This is a genomic window from Streptomyces syringium (assembly GCF_017876625.1).
Lineage (GTDB): Bacteria > Actinomycetota > Actinomycetes > Streptomycetales > Streptomycetaceae > Streptomyces > Streptomyces syringius.
Genome location: NZ_JAGIOH010000001.1, coordinates 2,888,124 through 2,913,734 on the forward strand (window position 1 = coordinate 2,888,124; position 25,611 = coordinate 2,913,734).

Annotated in this window: 24 protein-coding genes and 1 pseudogene; 11 read left to right on the forward strand and 14 right to left on the reverse strand. The window is 70.2% G+C overall.

Translation table 11 applies throughout. From position 1 onward, the window contains the following. Nucleotides 1-14: 14 nt before the first annotated feature. Nucleotides 15-1,349, forward strand: a complete 1,335-nt coding sequence (locus JO379_RS12795) for a PTS transporter subunit EIIC (RefSeq protein ID WP_130878032.1) — start codon at nt 15-17, stop codon at nt 1,347-1,349. Nucleotides 1,350-1,579: 230 nt separating this feature from the next. After that, complete coding sequence (locus JO379_RS12800) at nt 1,580-2,872, forward strand: PTS transporter subunit EIIC (RefSeq protein ID WP_130878033.1); 1,293 nt, start codon at nt 1,580-1,582, stop codon at nt 2,870-2,872. Between the two features lie 76 nt (nt 2,873-2,948). Here the strand turns inward: JO379_RS12800 and JO379_RS12805 are convergent, their stop codons facing one another. From JO379_RS12805 to clpS, 8 genes are all read right to left on the reverse strand, one after another. Next, nucleotides 2,949-3,701, reverse strand: coding sequence for an MBL fold metallo-hydrolase (locus JO379_RS12805; protein WP_130878034.1), 753 nt, complete (start codon nt 3,699-3,701; stop codon nt 2,949-2,951). 283 nt (nt 3,702-3,984) lie between these two features. Further along, nucleotides 3,985-4,935 carry a PLP-dependent cysteine synthase family protein gene (locus tag JO379_RS12810; RefSeq protein WP_130878035.1) on the reverse strand — a complete coding sequence of 317 codons (951 nt, stop codon included), beginning with the start codon at nt 4,933-4,935 and terminating at the stop codon, nt 3,985-3,987. Nucleotides 4,936-4,938: 3 nt separating this feature from the next. Further along, a complete protein-coding gene (locus JO379_RS12815) occupies nt 4,939-5,226 on the reverse strand; it encodes a MoaD/ThiS family protein (RefSeq protein ID WP_130878036.1) in 288 nt (95 codons plus the stop codon). An 83-nt stretch (nt 5,227-5,309) separates the two neighbouring features. Continuing rightward, nucleotides 5,310-5,423 carry a putative leader peptide gene (locus JO379_RS34120; protein WP_362214519.1) on the reverse strand — a complete coding sequence of 38 codons (114 nt, stop codon included), beginning with the start codon at nt 5,421-5,423 and terminating at the stop codon, nt 5,310-5,312. A gap of 113 nt (nt 5,424-5,536) precedes the next feature. After that, nucleotides 5,537-5,959, reverse strand: coding sequence for a M67 family metallopeptidase (locus JO379_RS12820; protein ID WP_130878037.1), 423 nt, complete (start codon nt 5,957-5,959; stop codon nt 5,537-5,539). A gap of 79 nt (nt 5,960-6,038) precedes the next feature. Then, a complete protein-coding gene (locus tag JO379_RS12825) occupies nt 6,039-7,523 on the reverse strand; it encodes an amino acid permease (protein ID WP_130878038.1) in 1,485 nt (494 codons plus the stop codon). A 423-nt stretch (nt 7,524-7,946) separates the two neighbouring features. Further along, entirely contained in the window at nt 7,947-8,546 is a 600-nt protein-coding gene (locus JO379_RS12830) for a DUF2017 domain-containing protein (protein WP_209515018.1), read from the reverse strand. After that, nucleotides 8,546-8,848 carry an ATP-dependent Clp protease adapter ClpS gene (clpS, locus tag JO379_RS12835; protein WP_130878040.1) on the reverse strand — a complete coding sequence of 101 codons (303 nt, stop codon included), beginning with the start codon at nt 8,846-8,848 and terminating at the stop codon, nt 8,546-8,548. The genes JO379_RS12830 and clpS overlap by 1 nt, the downstream gene beginning before the upstream one ends. Before the next feature lie 262 nt (nt 8,849-9,110). On the opposite strand from clpS, the gene JO379_RS12840 reads away from it, so the two are divergent. Both JO379_RS12840 and JO379_RS12845 read left to right on the forward strand, forming a co-directional pair. Then, nucleotides 9,111-10,451 carry a nicotinate phosphoribosyltransferase gene (locus JO379_RS12840; protein WP_130878041.1) on the forward strand — a complete coding sequence of 447 codons (1,341 nt, stop codon included), beginning with the start codon at nt 9,111-9,113 and terminating at the stop codon, nt 10,449-10,451. A gap of 141 nt (nt 10,452-10,592) precedes the next feature. Then, on the forward strand, nt 10,593-11,186 hold the full coding sequence (locus JO379_RS12845; RefSeq protein WP_130878042.1) for an isochorismatase family protein: 594 nt from the start codon (nt 10,593-10,595) through the stop codon (nt 11,184-11,186). A 211-nt stretch (nt 11,187-11,397) separates the two neighbouring features. Here JO379_RS12845 and JO379_RS12850 read toward each other — a convergent pair whose 3' ends face one another. Both JO379_RS12850 and JO379_RS12855 read right to left on the reverse strand, forming a co-directional pair. After that, on the reverse strand, nt 11,398-11,730 hold the full coding sequence (locus tag JO379_RS12850; protein WP_130878043.1) for a hypothetical protein: 333 nt from the start codon (nt 11,728-11,730) through the stop codon (nt 11,398-11,400). 169 nt (nt 11,731-11,899) lie between these two features. After that, entirely contained in the window at nt 11,900-14,311 is a 2,412-nt protein-coding gene (locus JO379_RS12855; protein ID WP_130878044.1) for an immune inhibitor A domain-containing protein, read from the reverse strand. 318 nt (nt 14,312-14,629) lie between these two features. Here JO379_RS12855 and JO379_RS12860 point away from each other — a divergent pair, with 318 nt between their 5' ends. Then, entirely contained in the window at nt 14,630-14,890 is a 261-nt protein-coding gene (locus tag JO379_RS12860) for a hypothetical protein (RefSeq protein ID WP_130878045.1), read from the forward strand. Here the strand turns inward: JO379_RS12860 and JO379_RS12865 are convergent. Together JO379_RS12865 and JO379_RS12870 are read right to left on the reverse strand one after the other, a co-directional pair. Further along, nucleotides 14,876-15,526 (reverse strand): RDD family protein, encoded by a 651-nt coding sequence (locus JO379_RS12865; RefSeq protein WP_130878046.1) that lies wholly within the window; start codon nt 15,524-15,526, stop codon nt 14,876-14,878. The two genes, JO379_RS12860 and JO379_RS12865, sit on opposite strands and share 15 nt — an antisense overlap. 91 nt (nt 15,527-15,617) lie before the next feature. Beyond that, entirely contained in the window at nt 15,618-17,240 is a 1,623-nt protein-coding gene (locus tag JO379_RS12870) for an RDD family protein (RefSeq protein ID WP_209515020.1), read from the reverse strand. A 434-nt stretch (nt 17,241-17,674) separates the two neighbouring features. Between JO379_RS12870 and JO379_RS12875 the strand changes: the two genes are divergently transcribed. Next, nucleotides 17,675-18,145 (forward strand): SsgA family sporulation/cell division regulator, encoded by a 471-nt coding sequence (locus JO379_RS12875; RefSeq protein WP_130878048.1) that lies wholly within the window; start codon nt 17,675-17,677, stop codon nt 18,143-18,145. A gap of 145 nt (nt 18,146-18,290) precedes the next feature. Here JO379_RS12875 and JO379_RS33675 read toward each other — a convergent pair. Both JO379_RS33675 and hppD read right to left on the reverse strand, forming a co-directional pair. Continuing rightward, nucleotides 18,291-19,696, reverse strand: a pseudogene (locus tag JO379_RS33675) (FAD-binding oxidoreductase). 145 nt (nt 19,697-19,841) lie between these two features. Then, nucleotides 19,842-20,984 (reverse strand): 4-hydroxyphenylpyruvate dioxygenase, encoded by a 1,143-nt coding sequence (gene hppD, locus JO379_RS12885; protein WP_130878050.1) that lies wholly within the window; start codon nt 20,982-20,984, stop codon nt 19,842-19,844. A 121-nt stretch (nt 20,985-21,105) separates the two neighbouring features. On the opposite strand from hppD, the gene JO379_RS12890 reads away from it, so the two are divergent. From JO379_RS12890 to JO379_RS12910, 5 genes are all read left to right on the forward strand, one after another. Beyond that, nucleotides 21,106-21,573: an Lrp/AsnC family transcriptional regulator gene (locus JO379_RS12890; RefSeq protein WP_130878051.1), complete on the forward strand. Its 468-nt coding sequence runs from the start codon at nt 21,106-21,108 to the stop codon at nt 21,571-21,573. An 87-nt stretch (nt 21,574-21,660) separates the two neighbouring features. Continuing rightward, on the forward strand, nt 21,661-22,308 hold the full coding sequence (locus JO379_RS12895) for an ABC transporter permease (RefSeq protein WP_130878052.1): 648 nt from the start codon (nt 21,661-21,663) through the stop codon (nt 22,306-22,308). A gap of 70 nt (nt 22,309-22,378) precedes the next feature. Further along, nucleotides 22,379-23,593, forward strand: coding sequence for an ABC transporter ATP-binding protein (locus JO379_RS12900; RefSeq protein WP_242626080.1), 1,215 nt, complete (start codon nt 22,379-22,381; stop codon nt 23,591-23,593). A gap of 40 nt (nt 23,594-23,633) precedes the next feature. Then, on the forward strand, nt 23,634-24,566 hold the full coding sequence (locus JO379_RS12905; RefSeq protein ID WP_130878054.1) for an ABC transporter permease: 933 nt from the start codon (nt 23,634-23,636) through the stop codon (nt 24,564-24,566). 68 nt (nt 24,567-24,634) lie between these two features. Next, nucleotides 24,635-25,576 (forward strand): glycine betaine ABC transporter substrate-binding protein, encoded by a 942-nt coding sequence (locus JO379_RS12910; protein ID WP_245382073.1) that lies wholly within the window; start codon nt 24,635-24,637, stop codon nt 25,574-25,576. Nucleotides 25,577-25,611: the final 35 nt, after the last annotated feature.

Sequence of the window (25,611 nt, forward strand, 5' to 3'; positions counted from 1 at the left end):
CCTGGAGGACGCAGATGAGCGCGAACGCGGCGGCGGTGCCGGAGGGGTCGAAGGGGCGGGCGTCCGGGAAGAAGTGGACGCAGACGCTCTTCCAGAACCTCCAGAAGATGGGCCGCAGTCTTCAGCTGCCGATCGCCGTCCTGCCCGCCGCGGGCATCCTGAACCGGCTCGGCCAGCCCGATGTGTTCGGCAAGGACGGTCTGGGCTGGACCGATGTGGCCAAGGTGATGGCGGGTGCGGGCGGTGCGCTGCTGGACTCGTCGCTGGGGCTGCCCCTGCTGTTCGCGGTGGGTGTGGCGATCGGCATGGCGAAGAAGTCGGACGGTTCGACGGCGCTGGCGGCGGTCGCGGGCTTCCTCGTCTACTACGCGGTGCTGCACCAGTTCCCCGACGACTGTCCCACCGGCTCCAAGCACACGCCCATCGGCCTGCTGAACGGGGTGTGTGTCACCCCGGGCGGGGATCCGGCCGCGGCCGGGTACCAGAATCCGGGGGTGTTCGGCGGCATCGTGATGGGCCTGCTGGCGGCCTGGTTCTGGCAGCGGTACCACCGGGTGCGGCTGGTGGACTGGCTCGGCTTCTTCAACGGCCGGCGGCTCGTGCCGATCATCATGGCGTTCGTGGCGATCGCCTTCGCGGCGGTGTGCCTGTGGATCTGGCCGCCGGTCGGTGACGCGCTGACGAGCTTCAGCAAGTGGCTGGTCGATCTGAGCTCCACGGGCGCGGGCATCTTCGGGGTCGCGAACCGGGCGCTGCTGGTGATCGGGCTGCATCAGTTCCTGAACGTCTTCGTGTGGTTCCAGTTCGGCGACTACACCAAGCCGGACGGCACGGTGGTGCACGGTGACATCAACCGGTTCCTGGCGGGTGATCCGACGGCGGGGCAGTTCACGTCCGGCTTCTTCCCGATCATGATGTTCGCCCTGCCGGCGGCGGCGCTGGCGATCACGCACTGCGCGAAGCCGCATCGCCGCAAGGTGGTCGGCGGCATGATGCTGTCGGTCGCCCTGACGTCGTTCGTCACGGGCATCACCGAGCCGATCGAGTACTCGTTCCTCTTCATCGCCCCGCTGCTGTACGTGGTGCACGCGCTGCTCACGGGGGCGTCGATGGCGATCACCTGGGGGCTGGGGGTCCACGACGGCTTCAGCTTCTCGGCGGGGCTGATCGACTACGTCATCAACTGGAGCCTGGCGACCAAGCCGTGGTTGATCATTCCGATCGGGCTGTGTTTCGCCGTGGTCTATTACGCGATCTTCCGCTTCGCGATCACGAAGTTCGATCTGCCGACGCCCGGGCGGGAGCCGGAGGAAGTAGCGGAGGAAATCGAGCAGGAGAACGTCAAATAAGGGAACGCGAAGTGAGGGGAGCGTGACGCTGCGCCGACCCCTTGCCCCGCGGACGGAACGGCCCCCGAGTCCTTGGACCCGGGGGCCGTTCGGTCTGTGGCTGAGGCCATGGAAGTATGGATTCCTTTATGCCCGCTTCACGTGCTACAACAGGTCTAAACCACTGAGTGGTGTAGACCATAAGCGGGCCGCCCCCCTTCCCGAGTGCCCGCCTCACCTGGAGGAATCCGATGAGTACGGCCACCAAGGCGGCGCCCGAAGAGGCGCAACCGGAGAAGAAGAAGCGCGGCGCCGGCGCGATGGCGGTCGCCCAGCGCATCGGGCGCAGCCTCATGCTGCCGGTCGCGGTCCTGCCCGCCGCCGCCCTGATGGTCCGGCTCGGCCAGAGCGACATGCTCGGCAAGGAGTCGTTCCCGGCGTTCCTCAACAAGATCGCCGAGTTCATGTCCGCCGGTGGTGGCGCGATCCTCGACAACATGGCGCTGCTGTTCGCCGTCGGTGTCGCGATCGGTTACGCCAAGAAGTCCGACGGCTCCACCGCGCTGGCCGCCGTGGCCGGTTACCTGGTCTTCCAGAAGGTGCTGGGCACCTTCACCGACGGCAGCCTCCCCAAGAAGGAGGCCGTGGTCGACCACAAGGTCGCCATGGTGGAGCAGGCGGTCGACGCCAAGGTCCTCGGCGGTGTGGTGATAGGCCTCGTCGTCGCGCTGATCTACCAGCGCTTCTACCGCACCAAGCTGCCCGACTGGGCGGGCTTCTTCGGTGGCCGTCGTCTGGTGCCGATCCTGTCGTCCTTCGCGGGTCTGCTCATCGGTGTGGTCTTCGGTTACATCTGGCCGGTGCTCGGCACGGGTCTGCACAACTTCGGTGAGTGGCTGGTCGGCTCCGGTGCCGTCGGTGCGGGCATCTTCGGTGTCGCCAACCGCGCGCTGATCCCGGTCGGCATGCACCACCTGCTCAACTCCTTCCCGTGGCTGCAGGCCGGTTCGTACGACGGCGCCAAGGGCACGGTCAACGGTGACATCGCCCGCTTCCTGGCCGGCGACCCGAATGCCGGCCAGTTCATGACCGGCTTCTTCCCGATCATGATGTTCGCCCTGCCGGCCGCCTGCCTCGCGATCGTGCACTGCGCCCGTCCGGAGCGCCGCAAGGTCGTCGGCGGCATGATGTTCTCCCTCGCGCTCACCGCGTTCGTCACGGGTGTGACCGAGCCGATCGAGTTCACGTTCATGTTCGTCGCGCCGGTGCTGTACGCGATCCACGCGGTGCTGACCGGTGTCTCGATGGCTCTGACCTGGGCGCTCGGCATGAAGGACGGCTTCGGCTTCTCGGCCGGTGCGGTGGACTTCGTGCTGAACCTGGGCATCGCCACGAAGCCCTGGCTGCTCGTCGTGGTGGGTCTGTGCTTCGCGGCCCTCTACTACGTGGTCTTCCGCTTCGCGATCACCAAGTTCAACCTGCCGACGCCGGGCCGTGAGTCCGACGCCGAGCTGGCCGAGCTGGCGAAGGCCGAGGCGAAGTAGCCCTCCCGTCCTCCCCTGGACGACGAAGCCCCCGCAACGCGCACGGTTGCCGGGGGCTTCGTCATGTCTGGGGGCCCTACAGCTCGTAGACCGCCCCGGCGCGGGCCAGCTCGGCCGGGCCGTCGTAGACCGAACGGGCGTCGCGGAGGTTGGTGAGGGGGTCCGTCCACGGGGGGATGTGGGTGAGGACGAGCCGGGCGACGCGGGCGCGGGCGGCCTGTTCACCGGCCTCGCGGCCGGTGAGGTGGAGGTCCGGGATGTCTTCCTTGCCGTGCGTGAAGGACGCCTCGCACAGCAGGAGGTCCGTGTCGAGGGCGAGGTCGTGCAGGGCCTCGCAGGGGCCGGTGTCGCCGGAGTAGACGAGGGAGCGGTCCCCGTGCTCGACCCGGAAGGCGAAGGCCTCGACCGGGTGGCGGACGCGGTCGGTGCGGATCGTGAAGGGGCCGAGGGTGAACTTGCCCGGGGCCAGCGTGCGGAAGTCGAAGACCTCGCGCATGGACGTCTCGTGCGGGACGTCGCCGTAGGCGGTGCTGAGCCGCTCCTCCGTGCCGTCCGGCCCGTAGACGGGGATGGCCGCGGCGCGACCGCCGTCGTGGCGGTAGTAGCGGGCGACGAAGTAGCCGCACATGTCGATGCAGTGGTCCGGGTGCAGATGGGACAGCAGCACGGCGTCGAGGTCGTAGAGACCGATGTGGCGCTGCAGCTCGCCGAGGGCGCCGTTGCCCATGTCGAGAAGCAGCCGGTAGCCGTCGGCCTCGACGAGGTAGCTCGAGCAGGCCGATTCCGTGGACGGGAACGACCCCGAGCATCCGACGACGGTGAGCTTCATGCGGGCCTGAACCTCCGTGGGCTCGTTACGGGGGGCCATGCGGTGCGTCGAGCGTAAAGCGCGGGACGGGTGGTCGCTCCTCCGCGGGGGGACGTTGTGGGGGAAGTCACCGGTAAGGATGCCGCTGCTCGTGTCGTACGGGTGGCTTCGCTGCGGCCCGTCGTTGCCGCCTGCGGCGGCGGGCACCCTGCGGGCGCGTCCTCAATCGCCGGACGGGCTGCATGTGCAGCCCGTCCGGCGATTGAGGACACCGCCGCGCAGCGGTGGTGCACCCCCGGGCCGACTAGGCCCAGAGCTGGCCGTGCAGGGTCTCGACGGCCGCTTCCGTCGTGGGTGCGGTGTAGACGCCGGTCGAAAGGTACTTCCAGCCGCCGTCGGCGACGATGAAGACGATGTCGGCGCGCTCCCCCGCCCGGTCGGCCTTGCGGGCCACTCCGAGGGCGGCGTGCAGGACGGCGCCGGTGGAGATGCCCGCGAAGATTCCCTCTTCGGAGAGGAGTTCGCGGGTGCGGCGGACGGCGTCCTCGGAGCCCACGGAGTAGCGGGTGGTGAGGACGGTTTCGTCGTACAGCTCGGGGACGAAGCCCTCGTCGAGGTTGCGCAGGCCGTAGACGACGTCGTCGTAGCGCGGCTCGGCGGCGACGATGCGGACGTCCGGGACCTGCTCGCGCAGATAGCGGCCGACGCCCATCAGGGTGCCGGTCGTGCCGAGGCCGGCCACGAAGTGGGTGATCTCGGGGAGGTCCGCGAGGATCTCGGGGCCGGTGGTGGCGTAGTGGGCGCCGGCGTTGTCGGGGTTGCCGTACTGGTAGAGCATCACCCAGTCGGGGTGCTGCCCGGCCAGTTCCTTGGCCATCCGGACGGCCGTGTTGGAGCCTCCGGCGGCGGGCGAGGGGATGATCTCCGCGCCCCACATGGCGAGCAACTGGCGCCGCTCCTCGCTGGTGTTCTCGGGCATGACGCACACGATGCGGTAGCCCTTGAGGCGGGCGGCCATGGCGAGGGAGATGCCGGTGTTGCCGGAGGTGGGCTCCAGGATGGTGCAGCCCGGGGTCAGCCGGCCGTCCTTCTCCGCCTGCTCGATCATGTGCAGGGCGGGGCGGTCCTTGACGGAGCCGGTGGGGTTGCGGTCCTCCAGCTTCGCCCAGACCCGGACGTCCGGGGACGGGGACAGGCGGGGCAGGCGGACGAGCGGGGTGTTGCCCACGGCGGCCAGGGGGCTGTCGTAGCGCACGGGTCAGTCCCGGCCGCCGGCGACCGCCGGGAGGATGGTGACGCTGTCGCCGTCGGTGAGCTCGGTGGTGATGCCGGCGAGGAAGCGGACGTCCTCGTCGTTGAGGTAGACGTTGACGAAGCGGCGCAGCTCGCCGCCGGCGGCCTCGTCGACCAGGCGCTCGCGGATGCCCGGGTGGCGGCTCTCGAGGTCCTTGAAGAGCTCGTCGATCGTGGCGCCGCTGCCCTCGACCGCCTTCCGGCCGTCGGTGTAGGTGCGGAGGATGGTCGGGATGCGGACCTCGATGGCCATGGTTGTGCTCCTGTCGGAGTGCGGGGAAGTGCGGGGATGCTCGTGGTTCGCGCGGGGCGCGGGCGAAGCGGGCGCCGCGGCTCTCACTCGGCGGCGCCGCGCGGACACAGCGCGGCGGCGAGGCGGCACAGATCGACGTGCCGCCGCGCCACGAGCAGGGTGCCCGGCGCCTTCTGGATCACGTCGTGGAAAACCATGGGCACATGGTATCGATTCCCCCTGCGCGCACCGGAAGTTCGTCCCGCGATGCGGACCACCGGATCTTGGGGGCCGGGACGCGCCGGTGCGGCCGTCCGGGGCCGCGGGGGTGTCAGTACGCCTCGACGACGCGTACGTCCTCCTCGGTCACTTCGCCGTCCACGATGCGGTACGAGCGGAACTGGAAGGGCCCGGCGTCGTCGGTGTCGGCGGTGGAGACGAGGACGTAGTGGGCGCCGGGCTCGCTCGCGAGGCCGATGTCGGTGCGGGAGGGGTAGGCCTCGGTGGCGGTGTGCGAGTGGTAGATGACGACGGGGTCCTCGTCGCGGTCGTCCATGTCGCGGTACAGCTTGAAGAGGTCGGTGGAGTCGAACTCGTAGAAGGTGGGCGAGCGGGCCGCGTTGAGCATCGGGACGAAGCGCTCGGGGCGGCCGCTGCCGGCCGGGCCGGCCACCACGCCGCACGCCTCGTCGGGGTGGTCGGCGCGGGCGTGCGCGACGATCTGGTCGTACAGGGCCTGGGTAATGGTCAGCATGGTCGTCAGGATAAGCAGACGGGCCCGCCCGTACCGAGAGTGGTACGGACGGGCCCGGATGCTTCGGACGGCGGGTGCGTCAGTGGGTCTGCTCGACCTCGGACGCGTGGACCGTGTAGTCCTTGCGCTCGAACGCCTTCGGGTTGCGCTTCTTGAGGATCATGTAGGAGACCCACATGATCGCGGCCCAGATGGGCGCGCAGTACAGCGAGACGCGCGAGTTCTCGTCGATGCCCATCAGCACGATGACCATGAAGATGAAGCCGAGTGCGAAGAGGCTCGTCCACGGGGCGCCGGGGGCGCGGAACTCGGACTGCGGGAGCTCGCCGCGGTCGGCCTTGCGGCGGTAGCGGAGCTGGGCGATGAGGATCATGATCCAGGCCCACATACCGGAGATGGTCGCGAAGGAGACGACGTAGTTGAACGCCTCGCCCGGCCACTGGTAGTTGATCCACACACCGACGAGCATCAGCGCGGCGGAGACGGTGGTGCCGCGCAGCGGCAGGCCCCGCTTGGTGAGGACGCCGAGGAACTTCGGGCCCTGGCCGTTGAGCGAGAGGTCGCGCAGCATGCGGCCGGTGGAGTACATGCCGGAGTTGCAGGAGGACAGCGCCGCGGTGAGCACCACGAAGTTGACGATGGCGGCACCGGCCGGCAGGCCGATCCGGGCGAACGCCTCCACGAAGGGGCTCTTGCCGGCCTCGAACGCGGTCCACGGGACCACGGACAGGATGATGATCAGCGCACCGATGTAGAAGACCGCGATCCGCCACGGGACGGTGTTGATCGCCTTGGGCAGGGTCTTCTTCGGGTCCTTGGCCTCGCCCGCGGTGACGCCGACGAGCTCGACGGCGAGGAAGGCGAACATCACGATCTGCAGCGTCATCAGCATGCTGACGATGCCGTCGTCGCCGGCGAAGAAGCCGCCGTGGGACCAGAGGTTGCTGACGGCGGCGGTGTCACCGGCGTCGGAGAAGCCGAGGGTGAGGACGCCGATGCCGATCAGGATCATGCCGATGATCGCGGTGACCTTGACCATGGAGAACCAGAACTCCAGCTCACCGAAGAGCTTCACGGAGATCAGGTTGGCGAAGTAGAGGATGACCGTGAAGGCCAGTGCCGAGAGCCATTGCGGGATTGTCTTGTCCCAGTAATGGACGTAGGTGGCCGCGGCGGTCACCTCGGTAATGCCGGTGACGACCCAGAAGAGCCAGTAGGTCCAGCCGGTCACATAACCCCAGAAGGGGCCCAGGAACTCCCGCGCGTAGTCCGAGAAGGAGCCCGACACCGGGCGGTACATGAGCAGCTCACCGAGCGCTCGCATGATGAAGAAGATGACCAGGCCCGCGATGGCGTAAGCCAGGATCAGGCTGGGCCCGGCCTTCGCTATCGCCTTGCCCGCGCCCAGAAACAAACCGGTGCCGATGGCGCCACCAATGGCGATCATCTGAATCTGTCGGTTGCCCAGACCACGCTGGTAACCCTCGGAAGCGCCCTGTCCGCTTCCGTCCTGCCCTGCGGTCCCCGCGTCTGCGGTACGGTCCGCGACCTGCTCAGAGGTCATGGTGGTGCGCCTTTCTCCATACCGACCCGGTGCGTCCGGATCGGGTCCCGATCCCCCCGGATGGAGTTCCTGAAAAAACGCCGACGGTCGGCCGGCTAAGCGCTCCCGCCGCGACATGGGTGGCGTCACGGAGGCAGGTCGTGAAGATTTATCACACGCGGACCGGAGATCGTTCAACGATGTGTGATCGGCGCCACACGCAAAGTAGGACAAATGTAAATAGTGGCGGCAAAGCCTGCCACTAGGGTGACGGGATCGTTATGCGGGGTGGAGTGTCCGATCATCGGACACCGCTTGCCCGGTGTCCGCATTCCGGACATCCCCGCCGCCCGAACCCGGGGGACCCGGACATCCCGGGCCCGCTCCTTGCCGGCCCCGGCCGTCGGTGAACGACACAGGGCGGCTCGGCGCGCTACGCCGCCATTAGGCCATCAGTGATTCGACGAGCGTCTCCTGGAGACCGCCGAGCCACAGGTACGCCATCACCATCGGCTTGCGCGGGTCCTCGTCCGGCAGCCGGAAGAGCTCGTCGCTGTCGTCCTCGTCGCCGATCTCCAGCCGGGTCCCGATGGCGAGGCGCAGGTCGTTGAGCGCGCCGAGCCACTGCCGGCACTCGTCGGCCGACAGCCGCAGCACGGCGTCGCTGTCGTCGTCGCCGGTCAGGGTCAGCGAGTCGAGCGAGTGCACCACGGCGAGGGCGTCCTCGCGCTTGCGGGCGCGCAGGTCGTTCTCGGTGTAGCGGCGGAATTCGGCGGCGTACGCGCGGGCCTGGGCGTCCTGCTCGGAGCCGGGTGCGCCGTAGGCGTCGGGGAAGAGCCGGGCCAGCGCCGGATCGGCGGGCGGCTCGCTCGGGCCGTCGGCGAAGAGCCGGGCGAGCGGGTCACTCTCCTCCGGGCCCTGGTCGGCGCCGGGCCCGATCAGCTCCAGGAGCTGCACGGCCAGGCTGCGCAGGATGGAGACCTCGACCTCGTCCAGGGCCACGGCGGCCCCGCCGCCGGGGAGCGGCTCGAAGTGCCCGCCCATCAGCGGTCCTGCGACAGGGTCGCCCAGAGTCCGTAGCCGTGCATCGCCTGCACGTCGCGCTCCATCTCCTCGCGGCTGCCGCTGGAGACGGTGGCGCGGCCCTTGTGGTGCACGTCGAGCATCAGTCGGTGTGCCTTGTCCTTGGAATAGCCGAAGTACGCCTGGAAGACATACGTCACATAACTCATGAGGTTGACGGGGTCGTTGTGGACCAACGTGACCCAGGGGACGTCCGGTTCGGCCACCGCGTACGGGGCCTCACTCGACTCGGGACGTTCGATCTCGACCGGTGCGACGCTCACCACTGCTCCATCGTTGCGTTCTCCGCCCACGAGGCCCACGAGGCCACGCCCTGACGGCAGCGGACCCACCTCGTCTGCGGCCCGGCGGCCTCGTGTGCGTCGCTCACGTATCCCATGCTGCCACTCCCCCCTCCCCGACGCACAAACGGGTCCGCGCACGGGCGGGTTCCGCCGGGACCGGCCCTAGAAATCGTCACTCTGACGAGTAATCGGGGTAGCATCCGTGCCAGACGCCAGGATCGGAATTGCGAGGTAGGGCGAAGTGAACGCTGCGGACCTGGGGCTGCCGGTGGCTGTGCCGTCGACGGCTCTCTTCACCGACCGGTACGAACTCACGATGCTGCAAGCCGCGCTGCGGGCCGGCACCGCCGACCGCCGCTCGGTCTTCGAGGTCTTCACCCGGCGGCTGCCCGAGGGCCGCCGCTACGGCGTCGTCGGGGGCACCGGCCGGGTGCTGGACGCCATCGAGAACTTCCGCTTCGACGCCAATGTGCTGGCCTTCCTGGCCGAGCAGGGCATCGTGGACGAGCCGACGCTCGCATGGCTCGCCGACTACCGCTTCCGCGGTGACGTCTGGGGCTATCCCGAGGGCGAGGTGTACTTCCCCGGCTCGCCGATCATGCGGGTCGAGGGCACCTTCGCCGAGGCGGTGCTGCTGGAGACCGTCATCCTCTCCATCCTCAACCACGACTCGGCGGTCGCCGCGGCGGCCTCGCGGATGTCGGTCGCGGCGGGCGGGCGGCCGCTGATCGAGATGGGCGCGCGGCGCACGCACGAGCTGGCGGCCGTGGCCGCGGCCCGTGCCGCGTACGTCGGCGGCTTCGCCACCACCTCCGACCTCGCGGCCGGGTTCCGCTACAACATCCCGACCGTCGGCACCAGTGCGCATGCCTTCACCCTGTTGCACGACAGCGAGCGGGACGCCTTCACCGCCCAGGTCGACTCGCTCGGCAGTGGCACGACCCTCCTGGTGGACACCTTCGATGTCACCGAGGCCGTCCGGATGGCCGTGGACATCGCGGGCCCCGGGCTGGGCGCGGTGCGCATCGACTCCGGCGACCTCCTGCTGCTCGCGCACCGGGTGCGGCAGCAGCTCGACGACCTGGGCGCGACCAAGACGAAGATCGTGGTCACCAGCGACCTGGACGAGTACGCGATCGCCTCGCTGGCCGCCGCGCCCGTCGACGCCTACGGGGTGGGCACCCAGCTGGTGACCGGCAGCGGCCACCCCACCTGCTCGATGGTCTACAAGCTCGTCGCCCGCGCGGACGGCGGCGGGGCGGATGCGCCGCTGCGGCCGGTGGCGAAGAAGTCGATGGGCGGCAAGACCTCCATCGGCGGCCGCAAGTGGGCCGCGCGCCGCCTGGACGCCTCCGGCACCGCCGAGGCGGAGGTCGTGGGCACCGGCCCGGTCCCGGACGAGCTGGCCGGCCGGCAGCTGCTCGTGGAGCTCGTACGGGGCGGCGAGGTCGTCGCCCGGGAGCCGCTGGACGCGGCCCGCGACCGGCACGCCGCGGCCCGCGCGGGGCTGCCCATGTCCGCCACCCAGCTCTCGCGCGGCGAGGCGGTCCTGCCGACGGAGTACGTCACCCACGACGCGTGAGGGCGCGGGGGCGCACCGGGCCGGTGGGGCGAGCGCCCCGCCGGACACGCCCTCCCGCAACGCGCGGAGAGTCACTACCCTCGGTCACAGCGAGTTGATCCGCACAGTCGGCCGATAACTCCTTCGAAAAGGATCTGCACCATGCATCGTGCGCTGATCATCGTCGACGTGCAGAACGACTTCTGCGAGGGCGGCAGCCTCGCGGTGGCCGGTGGCGCCGACGTGGCCGCGGCCATAACCGACCTGGTCGGCGAGGCGCCCGCCGGATACCGGCACGTCGTCGCCACCCGTGATCACCACATAGACCCCGGTGATCACTTCTCCGCTCATCCCGATTTCGAACGCACCTGGCCGGCGCACTGTGTGGCCGGGACGGAGGGCAGCGGGTTCCACCCGAACTTCGCGCCCGTGATCGCCTCCGGGGCGATCGACGCGGTCTTCGACAAGGGCGCGTACGCGGCCGCGTACAGCGGCTTCGAGGGCACCGACGAGAACGGCACCTCGCTCGCGGACTGGCTGCGCGAGCACGGGGTGACGGAGGTCGACGTGGTCGGTCTCGCGACCGACCACTGCGTCCGGGCCACGGCGCTGGACGCGCGGCGCGAGGGGTTCACCACGCAGGTGCTGCTGGACCTGACCGCGGGCGTCGCCCCGCACACCACCCAGCGGGCGCTGGAGGAGCTGCGGGACGCGGGCGTGGAGCTGAGCGGCAAGCCGGTCGTGCAGGTCGGCTAGCGCCTGTCCGGCTCCGCGCGTCCGGCTCTGCCTGCGGGCCGTCTTTGCCGCCTGCGGCGGCGGGCGCCCTGCGGGCGCGTCCTCAAACGCCGGACGGGCTTGATATGGCTGGGCTCAGCCGCCAAGCCCGTCCGGCGTTTGAGGACACAGCACAGCAGCCCGTCCGGCGATTGAGGACACCGCCGCGCAGCGGAGGTGCACCCACCACGGCCTACGCCGCCCCCGCGGGCCTGCGCCGCAACAGCGTGGCGATCGGATGCCAGGATTCCGTGTCGTCGTCGGGGACGGAGCGCCAGACGAGGCCGTCCGGGTGGTGGAGGACGGCCGTGATCTCGTCCGGCGTGGGCGGCTCGGTGTTGCCGCGCAGGTAGACGGCGCGCAGGCCGAGGTTCCGCAGCCGGGTCAGGGCCCGCTGCCGGTTCGCCGCGTGGACCAGGACGCGTACCCGGGCGCCCGGTGTGCCACCGCCGCCGGGTGGGCTGGGCAGGGGCAGGGCGACGACCACGCTGCCGTCGGGGAGCTTGGCGAACCCACCACCTGCCACCCGCGTCACCCCTCTCCCGCACACCGTCGGAGCCGCGGTTTTGACAAGTGTGTCAATAAGAAGGTCATGACAGGCATTCTCAGCGCGATCGGCCGCCGCCCGCTAGGGGGCGACGGCCGATGCGTGTCTGACCTGGGGTGATGCCGTACAGCTACCGGCTACTGGCCGGTCACTTGCCGGACGGACCCACCTGGACGGTCATGGTGGAGCCGTTCAGAGCCTCGTGGAGGATCTTGATCCGGGTGTTGGTGTCAGTAACCTTCACACCGCCGGTCGGGTTCGACTTGTCGTAGTACGTGCCCTTGCGGTCGTCGAAGACCGGCGAGCCGGCCTTGCCCTTGACGCGCTTGGCGACACCGTCGTTGTGGACCGTGTAACCCTGCGCCGGGAACCAGCTGAAGGTCGAGTCGTAGGCCTGGAAGCGGTTGCGCATCAGCTCACCGTTCGTCCACTTCTCGGCCTTGGGGTGGGCATCGATGGGGAGGATCCGGCCGGTGCCCGGGTGGACGCTGATGTTGTTGTCCTTCTCCGAGGTGTCCCACTTCCAGATGAGCAGGCCCTTCTGGTACGGGTAGTGCTCGACCCAGCTCGGCTTGGCGGTCTTCCAGCCGAAGTTGTACGGACCCGTCTTGAGGGTCTTGTCGTACGACACGTACTGGCGGTTCTCCGCGATGTAGTACTGCGGGTAGTCCTTGGTGAAGGAGGCGCCGATGCGCGTGAAGCCCTTCGCCGTCCAGCCGTTGTCGCCCGCCTCGGCGCCGTCCGTGACGAGCGCCTTGCCGTCGGCGTTGACGGTGATCGCGTCGGCCGTGAAGCCCTTGCCGCCGGCGCCGCCGTCGGTCGCGTAGCGGAAGCGCAGGTCGACCTTCTTGCCCGCGTAGGCGTCGAGCGGGAAGGCGAGCTTCTTGTACGCGCCGGAGACACCGGTCAGTGCGGGCTTGTCGCCGCCGTCACGGGTGATGGCCTTGCCGTCGGCGGTGCCGTCGAGCGGGGTCCAGTTGGCGCCGCCGTCCGTGGAGACCTCGGCGTAGAGGTAGTCGTAGTTCTCCTCGATGTCCCACCAGCCCGAGAGGTCCAGCGAGGCCTTCGACTTGCCGGTCAGGTCGACCGGGCGGGAGAGGGTGTTCTTCAGGTCGTCGCCCGCGCCGCTCCACCACTGGTTGGCGCCCTCGACGGGCTTGACGACGTCGGTCTTGACCTTCTTCGCGGGAAGGTCGACAACGAGCGCCTGCTTGTCCTTGGTGTTGTACTCCGCCACGCCCAGCTTGTGCGTCGACTTCGTCGCCGCCTTCGCCTTGCCGTAGTTGAGCCAGCCCAGCTGCAGCTTGTCCCAGGCGCTCATGTCGCCGGGCAGCTCGCCGATGGACTCCTTGCCGTTGCCGAGCCAGGAGCCGGAGGACATCAGCGACCAGAAGGCGACGGAGGACTCGCCGTCACCGGTGGTGTCGTACTCGTCCGGCAGGCCCAGGTCGTGGCCGTACTCGTGGGCGAAGACACCGAGGCCGCCGTTCTCCGGCTGCATGGTGTAGTCGCCGACCCAGATGCCGGTGTCGGCGATCTGGGTGCCGCCCGCCTTGTTGGTGGCCGGGCCGGTCTTGCCGGCGTCGGTGCCGTAGGCGTACCAGCGGTGCGCCCAGATCGCGTCCTTGCCCTGGGCGCCGCCGCCCGCGGACTCGTCCTCGCCGGCGTGCACGATCTGGAAGTGGTCGATGTAACCGTCGGGCTCGTTGAAGTTGCCGTCGCCGTCGAAGTCGTTACGGTCCCACTGGTCGTACTTGGCCAGCTCCGCCTTGATCGCCGCGTCGCTGCGGCCGGCGGCCTTCTGGTCCTTGACCCACTGGTTCACACCGTCGGTGATCAGGTCCCAGGCGCTCGGGCAGTTGGTGGAGCCGCAGTAGTTCGAGCCGTAACGGGCCTCGTTGTAGGGGACCTTGACCCAGTCGGTGACCTGGCCCTCGACGGAGTAGCGGCCCGAGGACTGCTTCTCGTAGTACTTGGCCAGGGACTCCTTGTTCTTGTCGTGCGAGAAGTAGAGGTCCTGGAAGTACTTGCGGTTGAAGTCCTTCCGCCAGGCCGTGCTGTTGTCCTTCTTGCGGTCGGGCTGCTTTATCTCGTTGTGCGCGGGGCCGGGCGTGCCGCCGTACTTCTTCACCGGCGGCTTGGGGCCGTCGGGGCCGTCCGGGTCGTACATGGTCGTGTCGTCGACCTTGGTGCCGAAGTCGACGAGGATCGTGAAGATCTTGTCGGTCTTCTCGCGGGCCAGCTCGACGTACTTGCCCTTGCCGAGCTTGACGACCTTCGAGCCGCCGCGCTGCTCGGTCTCGGCGTCGCCGGATATGACCTGCTCGAGGGCGGCCTTCCGCTTCGCTTCGTTCTTCTTGGTGTACGGGCCCTTGAGGTCGTGCTCGACGGCGCGCTTGGCCTGGTCAGGGTCCTGGCGCTGGATCGTCTGCCGCTCGGCCGGGCCGTCGGTCGTGCCCGCCGCACGGGCGATACCGACCGCGAGGGTGCCGGTGCCGAGTGCGGTGACCACCGTGGCCACGGCGGCGGACCTGGCGATCCTCCGTTGTCTGCTCTTCACTTGTGCTGCCTCCCCAGTAACAACTGTGGAGGTATTTGACCGGACAGTAACAAGAAAAGACAGATCTTGACTGTTCCGGTTGGAGCAAGTACGTTACTCGGCCTTTAAGTTGCCGAAATCGGACATCAACGGGCGCGTCGATCTCACCTGTTGGACAGGCCGGTGACCCCGTGCGCCCTGCGTGCCTCCAACACCGTGGGTTAGGTCACGCTTACCGCAAGTTCCGCCCGGGCAGACAGGACCGTAGAGTCGGTTTGCGGTACGTACCAGCGCCGACTCACCTCCCCCATATCGAATGCTCCGAGGACGGATCCCGCCATGCCGCGTCCGACTCCCGCGCAGATTGCCTACGGTTCGGCCACCGTTGTCCTCTCGACCCTCGCCATGCTGCTGCTGTCGCAGACGCGCTCGGGTGCCGGGATCGCGGTCATCACCCTGTCCGCCCTGGCGCTGGGGCTGCTCGTCGCCCTGCGCGCGCCGCTGCCCCGCCGGGGACGGCGCGAGAGTGCCCGGGGGCCCGCTCAGCGGACACCCGGGCACACCGGTTCACGGATCAGTGAGCACTCACTGGGCGGCTGAGACCACCACGGTCTGCGCCGCCTTGTCGTGCAAGCACTGCTGATACGGCTTGTCCCATGTACACCACAGGACATTGACCAGCCAGAAGAGGAAGCCGCAGCACGGCACGACCTCCGGCAGGGAGTAGACCGCGGCACGCGTCCAGCCCGCCCGGCCCGCCGGGATCGCGCCGTTGTCGAGCATCGCGACCCGGATCTTCATCGCCATCTTGCCGACCGTCTGCCCCCGGCTGGTCAGCATCATCCCCTCGTAGAAGAAGTACACGACGGCGATCACGATCGACAGACTGGTGGACTTGGCGTTGTCGTTCCAGGGGTCGTAGTCGCTCCAGGCGAGCGAGAAGATCAGGCTGATCGGCACGCTCACCAGCAGACCGTCGATGATCCGCGCGACCAGTCGGCGCAGCCGCGAGGCGAGCGGCGGCATGCCCGCGAGCGGGTCGCTCGCGCCGTACTGGTCCCCGTACGGATTGCCCGGCCCGCCGCCCCCGGGGCCGCCGCCGTACGGGTCGTCACCGTACGGCCCGCCGCCGGGCGGGGGACTCCCGTAGGCCCCGCCGTAGGGCGATCCGGCGGGAGGAGGCTCCGGCGGCCTCTTCTGAAACGGGTCGTCGTCGCGCGGCTGGTCGGTGCTCATGGCCCAAGTGGAACCCAGGGTTCCGGTATGTGCATCCGTCCGTATGCCGTTCGAGTTGCCCCGGGGCGCGGGGCTTCACCAATGCGGCGGATCAGTCCCCGGCGGAGGCGACGAACGTCCGGGCCGCCTTGTCGTGCCAGCACTGCCGCCACGGCCGGTCGACGAGGCACCACAGCACGTTCACCACGCCGACGACGAGGACGCCCAGCACCCCGTACACCAGCCAGCGGCGCAGGGCCGCCCCGAAGGAGACGGTGTCGTGGGACTCGATGTCGAGGACGCGCACCCCGCACAGCTTCTTGCCGAGCGTGCGCCCCCATGCGGCGGTGGGCAGCGCCTCGTAGAGCACGCCGAAGAGCAGCAGCACGCCGAGGACGATGCCGAGGTAGGTGCCGGTGGTGCCGTCGAGCAGCCAGACCGTCACGGTCTGCCCGGACTGCTTCGCCTGCCGCACCTTCTCGTCGATGTGGTCGACGGACTTGCCCCACAGCGGCACGGCCGCCGCGCCCACGGCTCCGGCGAGGACGGCCGTGTCGACGAGCCGGGCGGCGAGCCGCCGGCCGAGCGCGGCGGGCCTGCCCTGCGTCTGGCTCATCCTCAGGAACGGGTCGTCCTTGGGCGGCTTCCACCCCATGGCGTCGCCGGGGTGGGCCTGTGCGAGCTGCTGCACCTGCTGGGCCCAGCCGACGGGGGCGGGCCGCTCCGGGCGCTCTTCCTGCCGCTGCTCCCGGCGCTCTTCCTGCCGCTGCTCCTGTCGGGTGGGCGCGGGCCGCTCCGGGCGGCTTTCGTCGTGCCGGGGCCGGGGCTGGGGGGTGACGGTGGTGGCGGGCAGCACCGGGCGGCGCTGCGCCGGGCGCTCCCGCTCGGCGGGGGCCGCGGCCGGCGCCGGGGTGGCGGCCTCGGCGGCGCGGGCGTCGGGCCACACCTGGGGGGCGGGCGAGAGGTCCGGGTCGGGCTGCGGCCGGGCCGGCGGGCGGAGCTGCATCGTGCCGCCGGGCTTGACGGCCGTGGGGGCGGGGCCCGGGCCGGGGCGCTTGGCGCGGATGGTCAGCGTGCCGTCGCCGCGGGCGGGCCGGGCGTCACCGCCGCGCGCGGCGCCGGGGCGGCTCTCCGGGGCGGTGGACGCGTCGGTGGCGGGGTCGGTGGCCGCACCCGGCAGGCGGGGGTCGCGGGCGGCGGGAAGGGCCGCGCCCGGGGCGCCGCTCAGGCCGGCCCGGGGGTCACGCGGGTCGTGGGAGTCACGCGGGTCGCGCGAGTCGCTGGGGCCACGGGTGTCGGCACCCGGGTCGTTGCGCCCGGCACCGTCGTCCCGACCGCCGCCGTCGTTCCGGCCGGCCGCCTCGGCGCGGGCGTCGCGCAGCGCGGGCTCCTCGTCCAGGAACATGGGCCCGGTCTCTTCCGGCAGCGGCCCGGCGCTCTGCGCGGTGTCCACCTGACGGTCCGCCTGGCGGTCCGCCTGACGGGCAGTCTCCCGCGGGGCAGGGGAGGCCGGCTGAGGGACCGGCGGCAGGGGGGCGGCGAGCGCGGGGGCCGCGACGGGGGCCACCCCGGCGGGCGGCGCGGGCATCGGCTCCCCCTCGGCGGGGGCGGGCCGGCTCGTACCGGGCACCCAGGCCGCTCCGCTCCAGAACCGGATATAGCTTGGAATGGAGGGATCTGGATACCACCCAAAAGCGGGGCTGCCGTCGGCGGATCCTGAGGTAGGGGCGCTCATGGTCTCCGATGTCCCGTATCTGTTCGGCCGTACTGGGGTGTCGTGACTGGGGTTCGTGCCTGGTGGTTCGTGACTGGGGTGTCGGGTCGGTGGGGCGGATGGCGGCAAACAGTCTGCCGCACGTGCCCGAGGTCGTGTATGCCGCTCCGGACCCGGATGACGGGACCTTGTGATCTCTATGCGCAAAAGGCAACCCGGAGCTCAACCAACAGGTCTACCAGACGGCCCAGTCGTCTGTGGCCGTCCCGCGGGCGGGACCACTCACACGTGCGACCGGCCGACGCGGTGCGACCCGCAGTGTCGCCCCGCGAAAAAAATTCGGATGGATGTGGCGAAGTCGCGTAATGGTGTGGGGGTCGATGCGCTCTATCCGGTGCGGGCCCGTTCACAAGGGGCCACGCACCGAGAGAAGCAGAGCAGAGAGGGCGCACTAGATGCACACCGTGGTGGAACGAGAGCTGGAGCTCAGCCTGGTGCTGTCGCCGGAGCGCAGCATCCCTGTACCGGCCAGGCTGACCTACCGGACGAAGGACCCGTACGCCGTCCACATCGCTTTTCACATCACCTCCGAGCGGCCCGTGCACTGGACGTTCGCCCGGGAGTTGCTGGTGGAGGGCGTCTTTCGGCCATGCGGGGTCGGTGATGTGCGGGTGTGGCCGGCCAAGACCGGCCGACGGTCGACGGTCTGCGTGGCGCTGACGTCGCCGGACGGCTGCGCGCTGCTGCGGGCGCCCGCGTCGGCGGTGGCGGCGTGGCTGGAGCGCACGCTGCGGGCCGTCCCGCCGGGCACGGAGTCCGAGCTGCTCGGCCTGGACGAGGCCCTGCGCGAGCTGCTGGCCCCGACGCCGGGCGACGACCCGTGGGGGCGTGATCCGTGGTCGCCGGAGGAGACGCCGGAGCCGTAGGCCGTGCCGGCCGGATCATGTGAGTGGACGCTGCGGGACCGTGTCGCCCGCGCCTCCGCTGCGCGGCGGTGTCCTCGAACGCCGGACGGGCTGCTGTGCTCTGTCCTCAATCGCCGGGCGGGCTCGAATCGAGCCCGCCCGGCGGTCAGAGGTCCAGGACCTTGCCCGGGTTGAGCAGGCCGAGCGGGTCGAAGACCGCCTTGATGCCCCGCTGCATCTCCAGCCCCACCGGGCCGAGTTCCCGGGCCAGCCACTCCTTCTTCAGCACGCCCACACCGTGCTCGCCGGTGATCGTGCCGCCCAGCTCCAGGCCGAGGGCCATGATCTCGTCGAAGGACTCGCGGGCGCGGCGCGCCTCGTCGGGGTCGGCGGGGTCGAAGCAGACGACGGGGTGGGTGTTGCCGTCACCGGCGTGCGCGCAGACGCCGATGGTGAGGGCGTACTTCTCGGCGATGGCCGCGGTGCCGTCGAGCATGTCGGCGAGCCGGGAGCGCGGCACGCAGACGTCGTCGATCATCGTGGCGGGCCGCAGGGTCTCCAGGGCGGGCAGGGTCATCCGGCGGGCCTGGAGGAGGAGGTCGGACTCGGCGGCGGAGTCGGCGGGACGACCTCGGTGGCCCCGGCGGCGTCGGCGGGGACGACCTCGGTGGCCCCGGCGGCGGTGCACAGTTCGGCGACGGCCGCGAGGTCCGGGGCCGGGTCGGGGGTGTCGAAGGCGGCGAGCAGCAGGGCTTCGGTGGTGTCGGGCAGGCCCATGCGCGTCATCGCGTTGACGGCGCGGACGGACGTGCCGTCCATCAGCTCCAGCAGTGAGGGCGCGTGGCCGCGGGCCATGATGGCGCAGACGGCCGCGCAGGCCGCGGCGGCGGAGGGGAACTCGGCGGCCAGCACCCGCTGTTCGGGCGGTGCGGGCTTGAGCGCCAGGACCGCCTTGACGACGATGCCGAGGCTGCCCTCGGAGCCGACGAAGAGCCGGGTGAGGTCGTAGCCCGCGACGCCCTTGGCGGTGCGGCGGCCGGTGCTCATCAGCCGCCCGTCGGCGAGGACGACGTCGAGGCCGAGGACGTACTCGGCGGTGACCCCGTACTTCACGCAGCACAGGCCGCCGGAGGCGGTGCCGATGTTGCCGCCGATGGTGCACTGTTCCCAACTGGAGGGGTCCGGCGGATAGTAGAGGCCCTGCTCGGCGACGGCACGGGAGAGGACGGCGTTGACGACCCCCGGCTCGACGACCGCGACCCGGTCGACCGGGTTGATCTCGATGATCCGGTCCATCTTGACGAGCGAGAGCACGATGCAGCCGTCGCTGGCGTTGGCCGCGCCGGACAGCCCCGTGCGGGCCCCTTGCGGGACGACGGGGACGCGCAGCGCGGTCGCGGTCCGCATGACGTGCCGCACCTGCTCGACGGTGCGCGGCAGCACGACGACAGCGGGGGTGCCGGCTTCGCAGAAGCTCGCCATGTCGTTGGCGTACGCGCGTATGACGTCGGGATCGGTGAGCACGGCTTCGCCGGGAAGGCCTTGGTGGAGCAGCTTGATCAGTTCGCCCATGGGGAGTTCCTTCCCCTACCCGCCCCTTCCCATAACCGGGGCTCCGCCCCGGCCCCCGGTCCGGGGTCGCCGGACGGGCTTGGTTTTCAAGCCCGTCCGGCGATTGAGGACACCGCGCGCAGCGCGGCCGGTGCCCCCGAACCGGCTAGAGGTTCCCCCGCTTCTCCTGCTCCCGCTCGATGGCCTCGAACAGCGCCTTGAAGTTGCCCTTGCCGAAGCCCATGGAGCCGTGCCGCTCGATCATCTCGAAGAAGACGGTGGGGCGGTCCTGGACCGGCTTGGTGAAGATCTGCAGCAGATAGCCGTCCTCGTCGCGGTCGACGAGGATCTTCAGCTCGCGCAGCGTCTCGACGGGGACGCGGGTCTCGCCGGCCCACTCGCCGAGGGTGTCGTAGTACGAGTCGGGGGTGTCGAGGAACTGCACGCCGGCCGCGCGCATGGCCCGTACGGACGCGACGATGTCGTTGGTGGCGAGGGCGATGTGCTGGACGCCGGGTCCGTTGTAGAACTCCAGGTATTCGTCGATCTGGGACTTCTTCTTGGCGATGGCCGGCTCGTTGAGCGGGAACTTCACCTTGCGGGTGCCGTCCGCGACGACCTTCGACATGAGCGCGGAGTACTCGGTGGCGATGTCGTCGCCCACGAACTCCTTCATGTTGGTGAAGGCCATGACGTTGTTGTAGAAGGCGACCCACTCGTCCATCTTGCCGAGTTCGACGTTGCCCACACAGTGGTCGATGGCCTGGAAGCGGCGCGGGCCGGGCTCCACGATGGGCTCGGCGGCGACGAAGCCGGGGAGGTAGGGGCCGGTGTAGCCGGCGCGCTCGACCAGGGTGTGGCGGGTCTGGCCGTAGGTGGCGATGGCCGCGACGACGACGGTGCCGTGCTCGTCGGTCAGCTCGTGCGGCTCCTCCAGGCCGGTGGCGCCGTGCTCCAGGGCGTAGGCGTAGGCGTGGCGGGCGTCCGGGACCTCGATGGCGAGGTCGACGACGCCGTCACCGTGCTCGGCGACGTGGTCGGCGAGGAAACGACCGTGGTCGGTGGTGGCCTTGATGACGGAGGTGAGGACGAAGCGGGCGCCGCCGGACTCCAGCACGTAGCTCGCCGTCTCGCGGCTGCCGTTCTCCGGGCCGGAGTAGGCGACGCGGCGCATGCCGAAGGCGGTGGAGTAGTAGTGGGCGGCCTGCTTGGCGTTGCCGACTGCGAAGACCACCGCGTCCATTCCCTTGACCGGGAACGGGTCGGCCTGCCGTGCGGTGTGAGGGGTGTGATCTGTGGTCTGAGTCATGGTCGCAGCGTCCCGCTGATCCACAAGGTGCGCAATAGTTTCTGTTTCCGCTGGGCATTCTGTACATAGTCCGGTCGGGGTTACCGGGCGTTCTGTACAGGATGACCACGAGAGGTGTTCCATGGCGATCGATCGTTTGGACGGCAGCCTGATCGAGCTGCTCGCCGAGGAGCCGCGCATCGGCGTTCTGGAGGCCTCGCGCCGCCTGGGCGTGGCGCGCGGCACCGTGCAGGCGCGGCTGGACAGATTGCAGTCCCAGGGGGTGATCCGGGGGTTCGGCCCCGATGTGGACCCGGCGGCGCTCGGCTATCCGGTGACGGCCTTCGCGACGCTGGAGATCAAGCAGGGCCAGGGCGCGGACGTGCGGACCCATCTGGCGACCGTCCCCGAGGTGCTGGAGCTGCACACCACCACCGGGCACGGGGACATGCTCTGCCGTCTGGTCGCCCGCTCGAACGCCGACCTCCAGCGGGTGATCGACCGGGTTGTGGGTTTTGATGGCATTGTGCGGGCCTCCACAGCGATCGTCATGGAGAACGCGGTGCCGTTGCGGATCATCCCGCTGGTCAAGCAGGCGTCGGAGGACTGAGGGAGCGGAGGAGTCTCGCAGGACCGAGGGCCCGGAGGACTCGAGGACGAAGGACCGGCTCGGCGACATTGCGGCGAGGAGGAGCGGGTGAGCTTCTGGGAGTACGTCGGCAACCGTCACGCCCAGTTGCTGGCGGACACGTACCAGCACGCCAGCGCGGTGTTCCAGTGCATGGTCGTCGCCACCCTGCTCGGCGTGGCGATCGGCGTGGCCACCTACCGCAGCGAGTGGGCCGGCAATCTCGCCGTCACCTCGACCGCGACGATCCTGACCATCCCCTCCCTGGCGCTGATCGGTCTGCTCATCCCGATCACGGGCCTCGGGGTGGCTCCCACGGTCACGGCGCTGACGCTCTACGGGCTGCTGCCGATCGTCCGCAACGCGATCGTCGGTCTGCGCGGGGTGGACGCCTCGCTGGTGGACGCGGCGACCGGCATCGGCATGTCCCGGCCCGCCCGGCTGTTCCGGGTGGAGCTGCCGCTCGCCTGGCCGCCGATCCTCACCGGCATCCGGGTCTCCACGCAGATGCTGATGGGCATCGCCGCGATCGCCGCCTACGCCTCGGGGCCCGGCCTCGGCAATGAGATCTTCCGGGGCATCTCGTCGCTGGGCAGCGCCAACGCGCTCAACCAGGTGCTCGCCGGGACGCTCGGCATCATCGTCCTGGCGCTGCTCTTCGACGCCGCGTACGTCCTGATCGGCCGGCTGACCATCCCGAGGGGGATCCGTGCCTGAGTCGCCCGCCGCACCACTACCGGCCGGGGCGGGGCAGTCCCCCGCCGGCCGGAAGCCGTCCGGGGCCACCATCCAGCTGGAGAACCTCACCAAGCGCTATCCGGGCAGCGCCACCCCCGCCGTGGACTGCGTGAACATGGAGATCAAGGCGGGTGAGCTGGTGGTCTTCGTGGGCCCGTCCGGCTGCGGCAAGACCACCACGATGAAGATGATCAACCGGCTGATCGAGCCGACGTCGGGCCGGATCCGGATCGACGACGAGGACGTCACCGACATGGACCCGGTGAAGCTCCGCCGCAAGATCGGCTACGCGATCCAGTCCTCCGGGCTGTTCCCCCATATGACCGTCGCGCAGAACATCGCGCTCGTGCCGAGGATGACGGGCTGGTCGAAGGCGCGGATCAGCGCCCGGGTGGAGGAGATGCTGGACCTGGTGGGCCTGGACGCGGGCGAGTTCCAGGGCCGCTACCCCCGGCAGCTCTCCGGCGGCCAGCAGCAGCGCGTCGGGGTCGCCCGCGCGCTGGCCGCCGATCCGCCCGTCCTCCTGATGGACGAACCGTTCGGGGCGGTCGACCCGATCACCCGCGACCACCTCCAGGACGAGCTGATCCGGCTCCAGCACGAGCTGCACAAGACGATCGTCTTCGTCACCCACGACTTCGACGAGGCCATCAAGCTCGGCGACCGCATCGCGGTGCTGCGCGAACGCTCGCACATCGCCCAGTTCGACACCCCCGAGGCGATCCTCACCAACCCGGCCGACGACTTCGTCTCCGGCTTCGTCGGCGCCGGCGCGGCGCTCAAACGGCTCAACCTCACCCGCGTACGGGACGTACCGGTGGTGGACTTCCCGACCGCCACCATCGACGACCCGCTCCAGTCGATATTCGACAAGCTCCGCTCCGGCACGACCAACGAACTGCTGCTGCTGGACCGCCACCACCGCCCGTACAAATGGCTGCGGCGCGGCGACCTGATGCGCGCCAAGGGCTCCCTGGCCCGGGCGGGCACGCTCGTGCACGACACGGTCACCCGGGACGCGACGTTGCGCGACGCGTTGGAGGCGGTGCTGACGGACAACACCGGGCGGGTGGCGGTGACCGGGCGGCGCGGGGTGTACGAGGGCGTGGTGGACATGGAGACGCTCATGAACTCCGTCCAGCAACTGCTGGAGGAGGACCGGCTCGACGCCGTGGAGCACCAGCACGAACTGGAGGAGCGGCGCGCCCAGCAGACCCGGCAGGAGCAGGAGGGCACGACCGGCGGGCAGGGGGAACGGGCATGAGGCGGGCCCCGGCACACCCGGCACACCCGCGGGTGGCGCCGTGACGCGCGGGGACGGGCCGCCGCCGGAGGGCGAGCGGCACGCGGGCGAGCACGAGGTCCAGGGCATCGCCTTCCGCGACCTCGAGGAGAGCGGCGGCGCCGGACCGCGACCGCACGGGCCGTCGGGCACCGGCCTCGACGGCCCCGGCCGCGACGGGCAGTCCCCGCCCGCCCCGGCCACGGCTCCCCCACGCCGCCGCATCACGTGGCAGAAGCTGACCTTCCTGCCCGCCACTTTGACCCTGGTGCTGCTCGCCACCTGGCTCTGGTTCCGCGGCGCCGACCTCGACTCCATCGCCCGCAACTCCATCGACAACGGCAATGTGTGGCTGCGGCTGCGCCAGCACATCTATCTCACCGTCGTCTCCACCTTCTTCGTGCTGATCATCGCCATCCCGCTGGGCATCCTGCTGACCCGCCGCAGGCTGCGGCCCGCGGCGCCCGTGGTGATGGGCGTGGCCAACATCGGCCAGGCCACGCCCGCGATCGGCCTGCTGGCGCTGCTGGTGATCTGGCTGGGCATCGGCACCCGGGCCGCGCTGATCGGGATCATCGCGTACGCGGTGCTGCCCGTGCTCGCCAACACCGTCGCGGGTCTGAAGGCCATCGACCCGACGCTGGTGGAGGCCGCGCGCGGCATCGGCATGTCCCCGGTCGGGGTGCTGCGCAGGGTCGAACTGCCGCTGGCCGTGCCGCTGATCCTCGCGGGGGTGCGCACCGCGCTCGTCCTGAACGTGGGCACGGCGACCCTCGCGTACTTCGGCGGGGGCGGCGGGCTCGGCGATCTGATCGCCTCCGGCATCACCAATCAGCGGATGTCGGTGCTGGTGCTGGGGTCGTTGCTGACGGTGGCGCTGGCGCTGCTGGTGGACTGGCTGGCGTCCCTGGCGGAGCTCCTGCTGCGGCCGCGCGGACTGGAGGGCGGCAGGTGACGGCGGGGCGGGCGGCGCGCAGGGGCGGCGCGGCGCGCACGGTCTGGGCGGCGGCCCTCGCGGGCGCGCTGCTGGGCCCCTTCGTGCTCGGCGGCTGCGGGCTGACGAGCGGCTCGCCGATGGTCGACGACGTGGCGCCCGGATCGGTCGGCCAGGGGCTGCCGCTCAAGGGCGCGGATCTGACCGTGACCTCGAAGAACTTCAGCGAGAACATCATCCTCGGCCAGATCATGGGCCTCGCCTTCAAGGCGGCGGGCGCGAGCGTCCTGGACCGCACCAACATCCAGGGGTCGATCGGTGCCCGCGAGGCGGTCAAGACCGGTGGCGCGGACGGGATGTACGAGTACACCGGCACCGCCTGGATCACCTACCTCGGCCACGACAGGCCGATCACGGACCCGAGGGAGCAGTGGCGGGCGGTGCAGAAGGCGGACGCACGCAACGGCATCGTCTGGCTCGCGCCCGCCGCGCTCAACAACACCTACGCGCTGGCGCTGAACCGGGCGAACGAGAAGAAGTACGGGACGAAGACGCTCTCCGACGTCGCCGCGCTGTCGAAGTCGGACCCGTCGGCCGTGTCGCTGTGCGTGGAGAGCGAGTTCGCGGCCCGCAACGACGGGCTGCCGGGCATGGCGAAGACCTACGGCATGAACGTCCCGGCCTCCCGCATCCAGAAGATGGACGGCGGCATCATCTACACCCAGGTCTCGGGCGGCGGCTCGTGCACGTTCGGCGAGGTGTTCACCACCGACGGCCGCATCAAGGCCATGAACCTCGCGGTGATGCAGGACGACAAGCACTTCTTCCCCAACTACAACGCCGCCCCGGAGATCAACGGCAAGGCGATGCGGAAGTACCCGGCGATCAGGGACGTGCTCGATCCGATCACGGCGAAGCTGACGAACGACGTGGCGCGGGAGCTGAACGCGAAGGTCGACGTGGACGGGGAGGACCCGCACGAGGTGGCCAAGGACTGGCTGGTCAAGGAGGGGTTCATCAGGAAGGGGTGACGCGGGTGACGCCCGGACGGCGCGGGAGGCCGTTG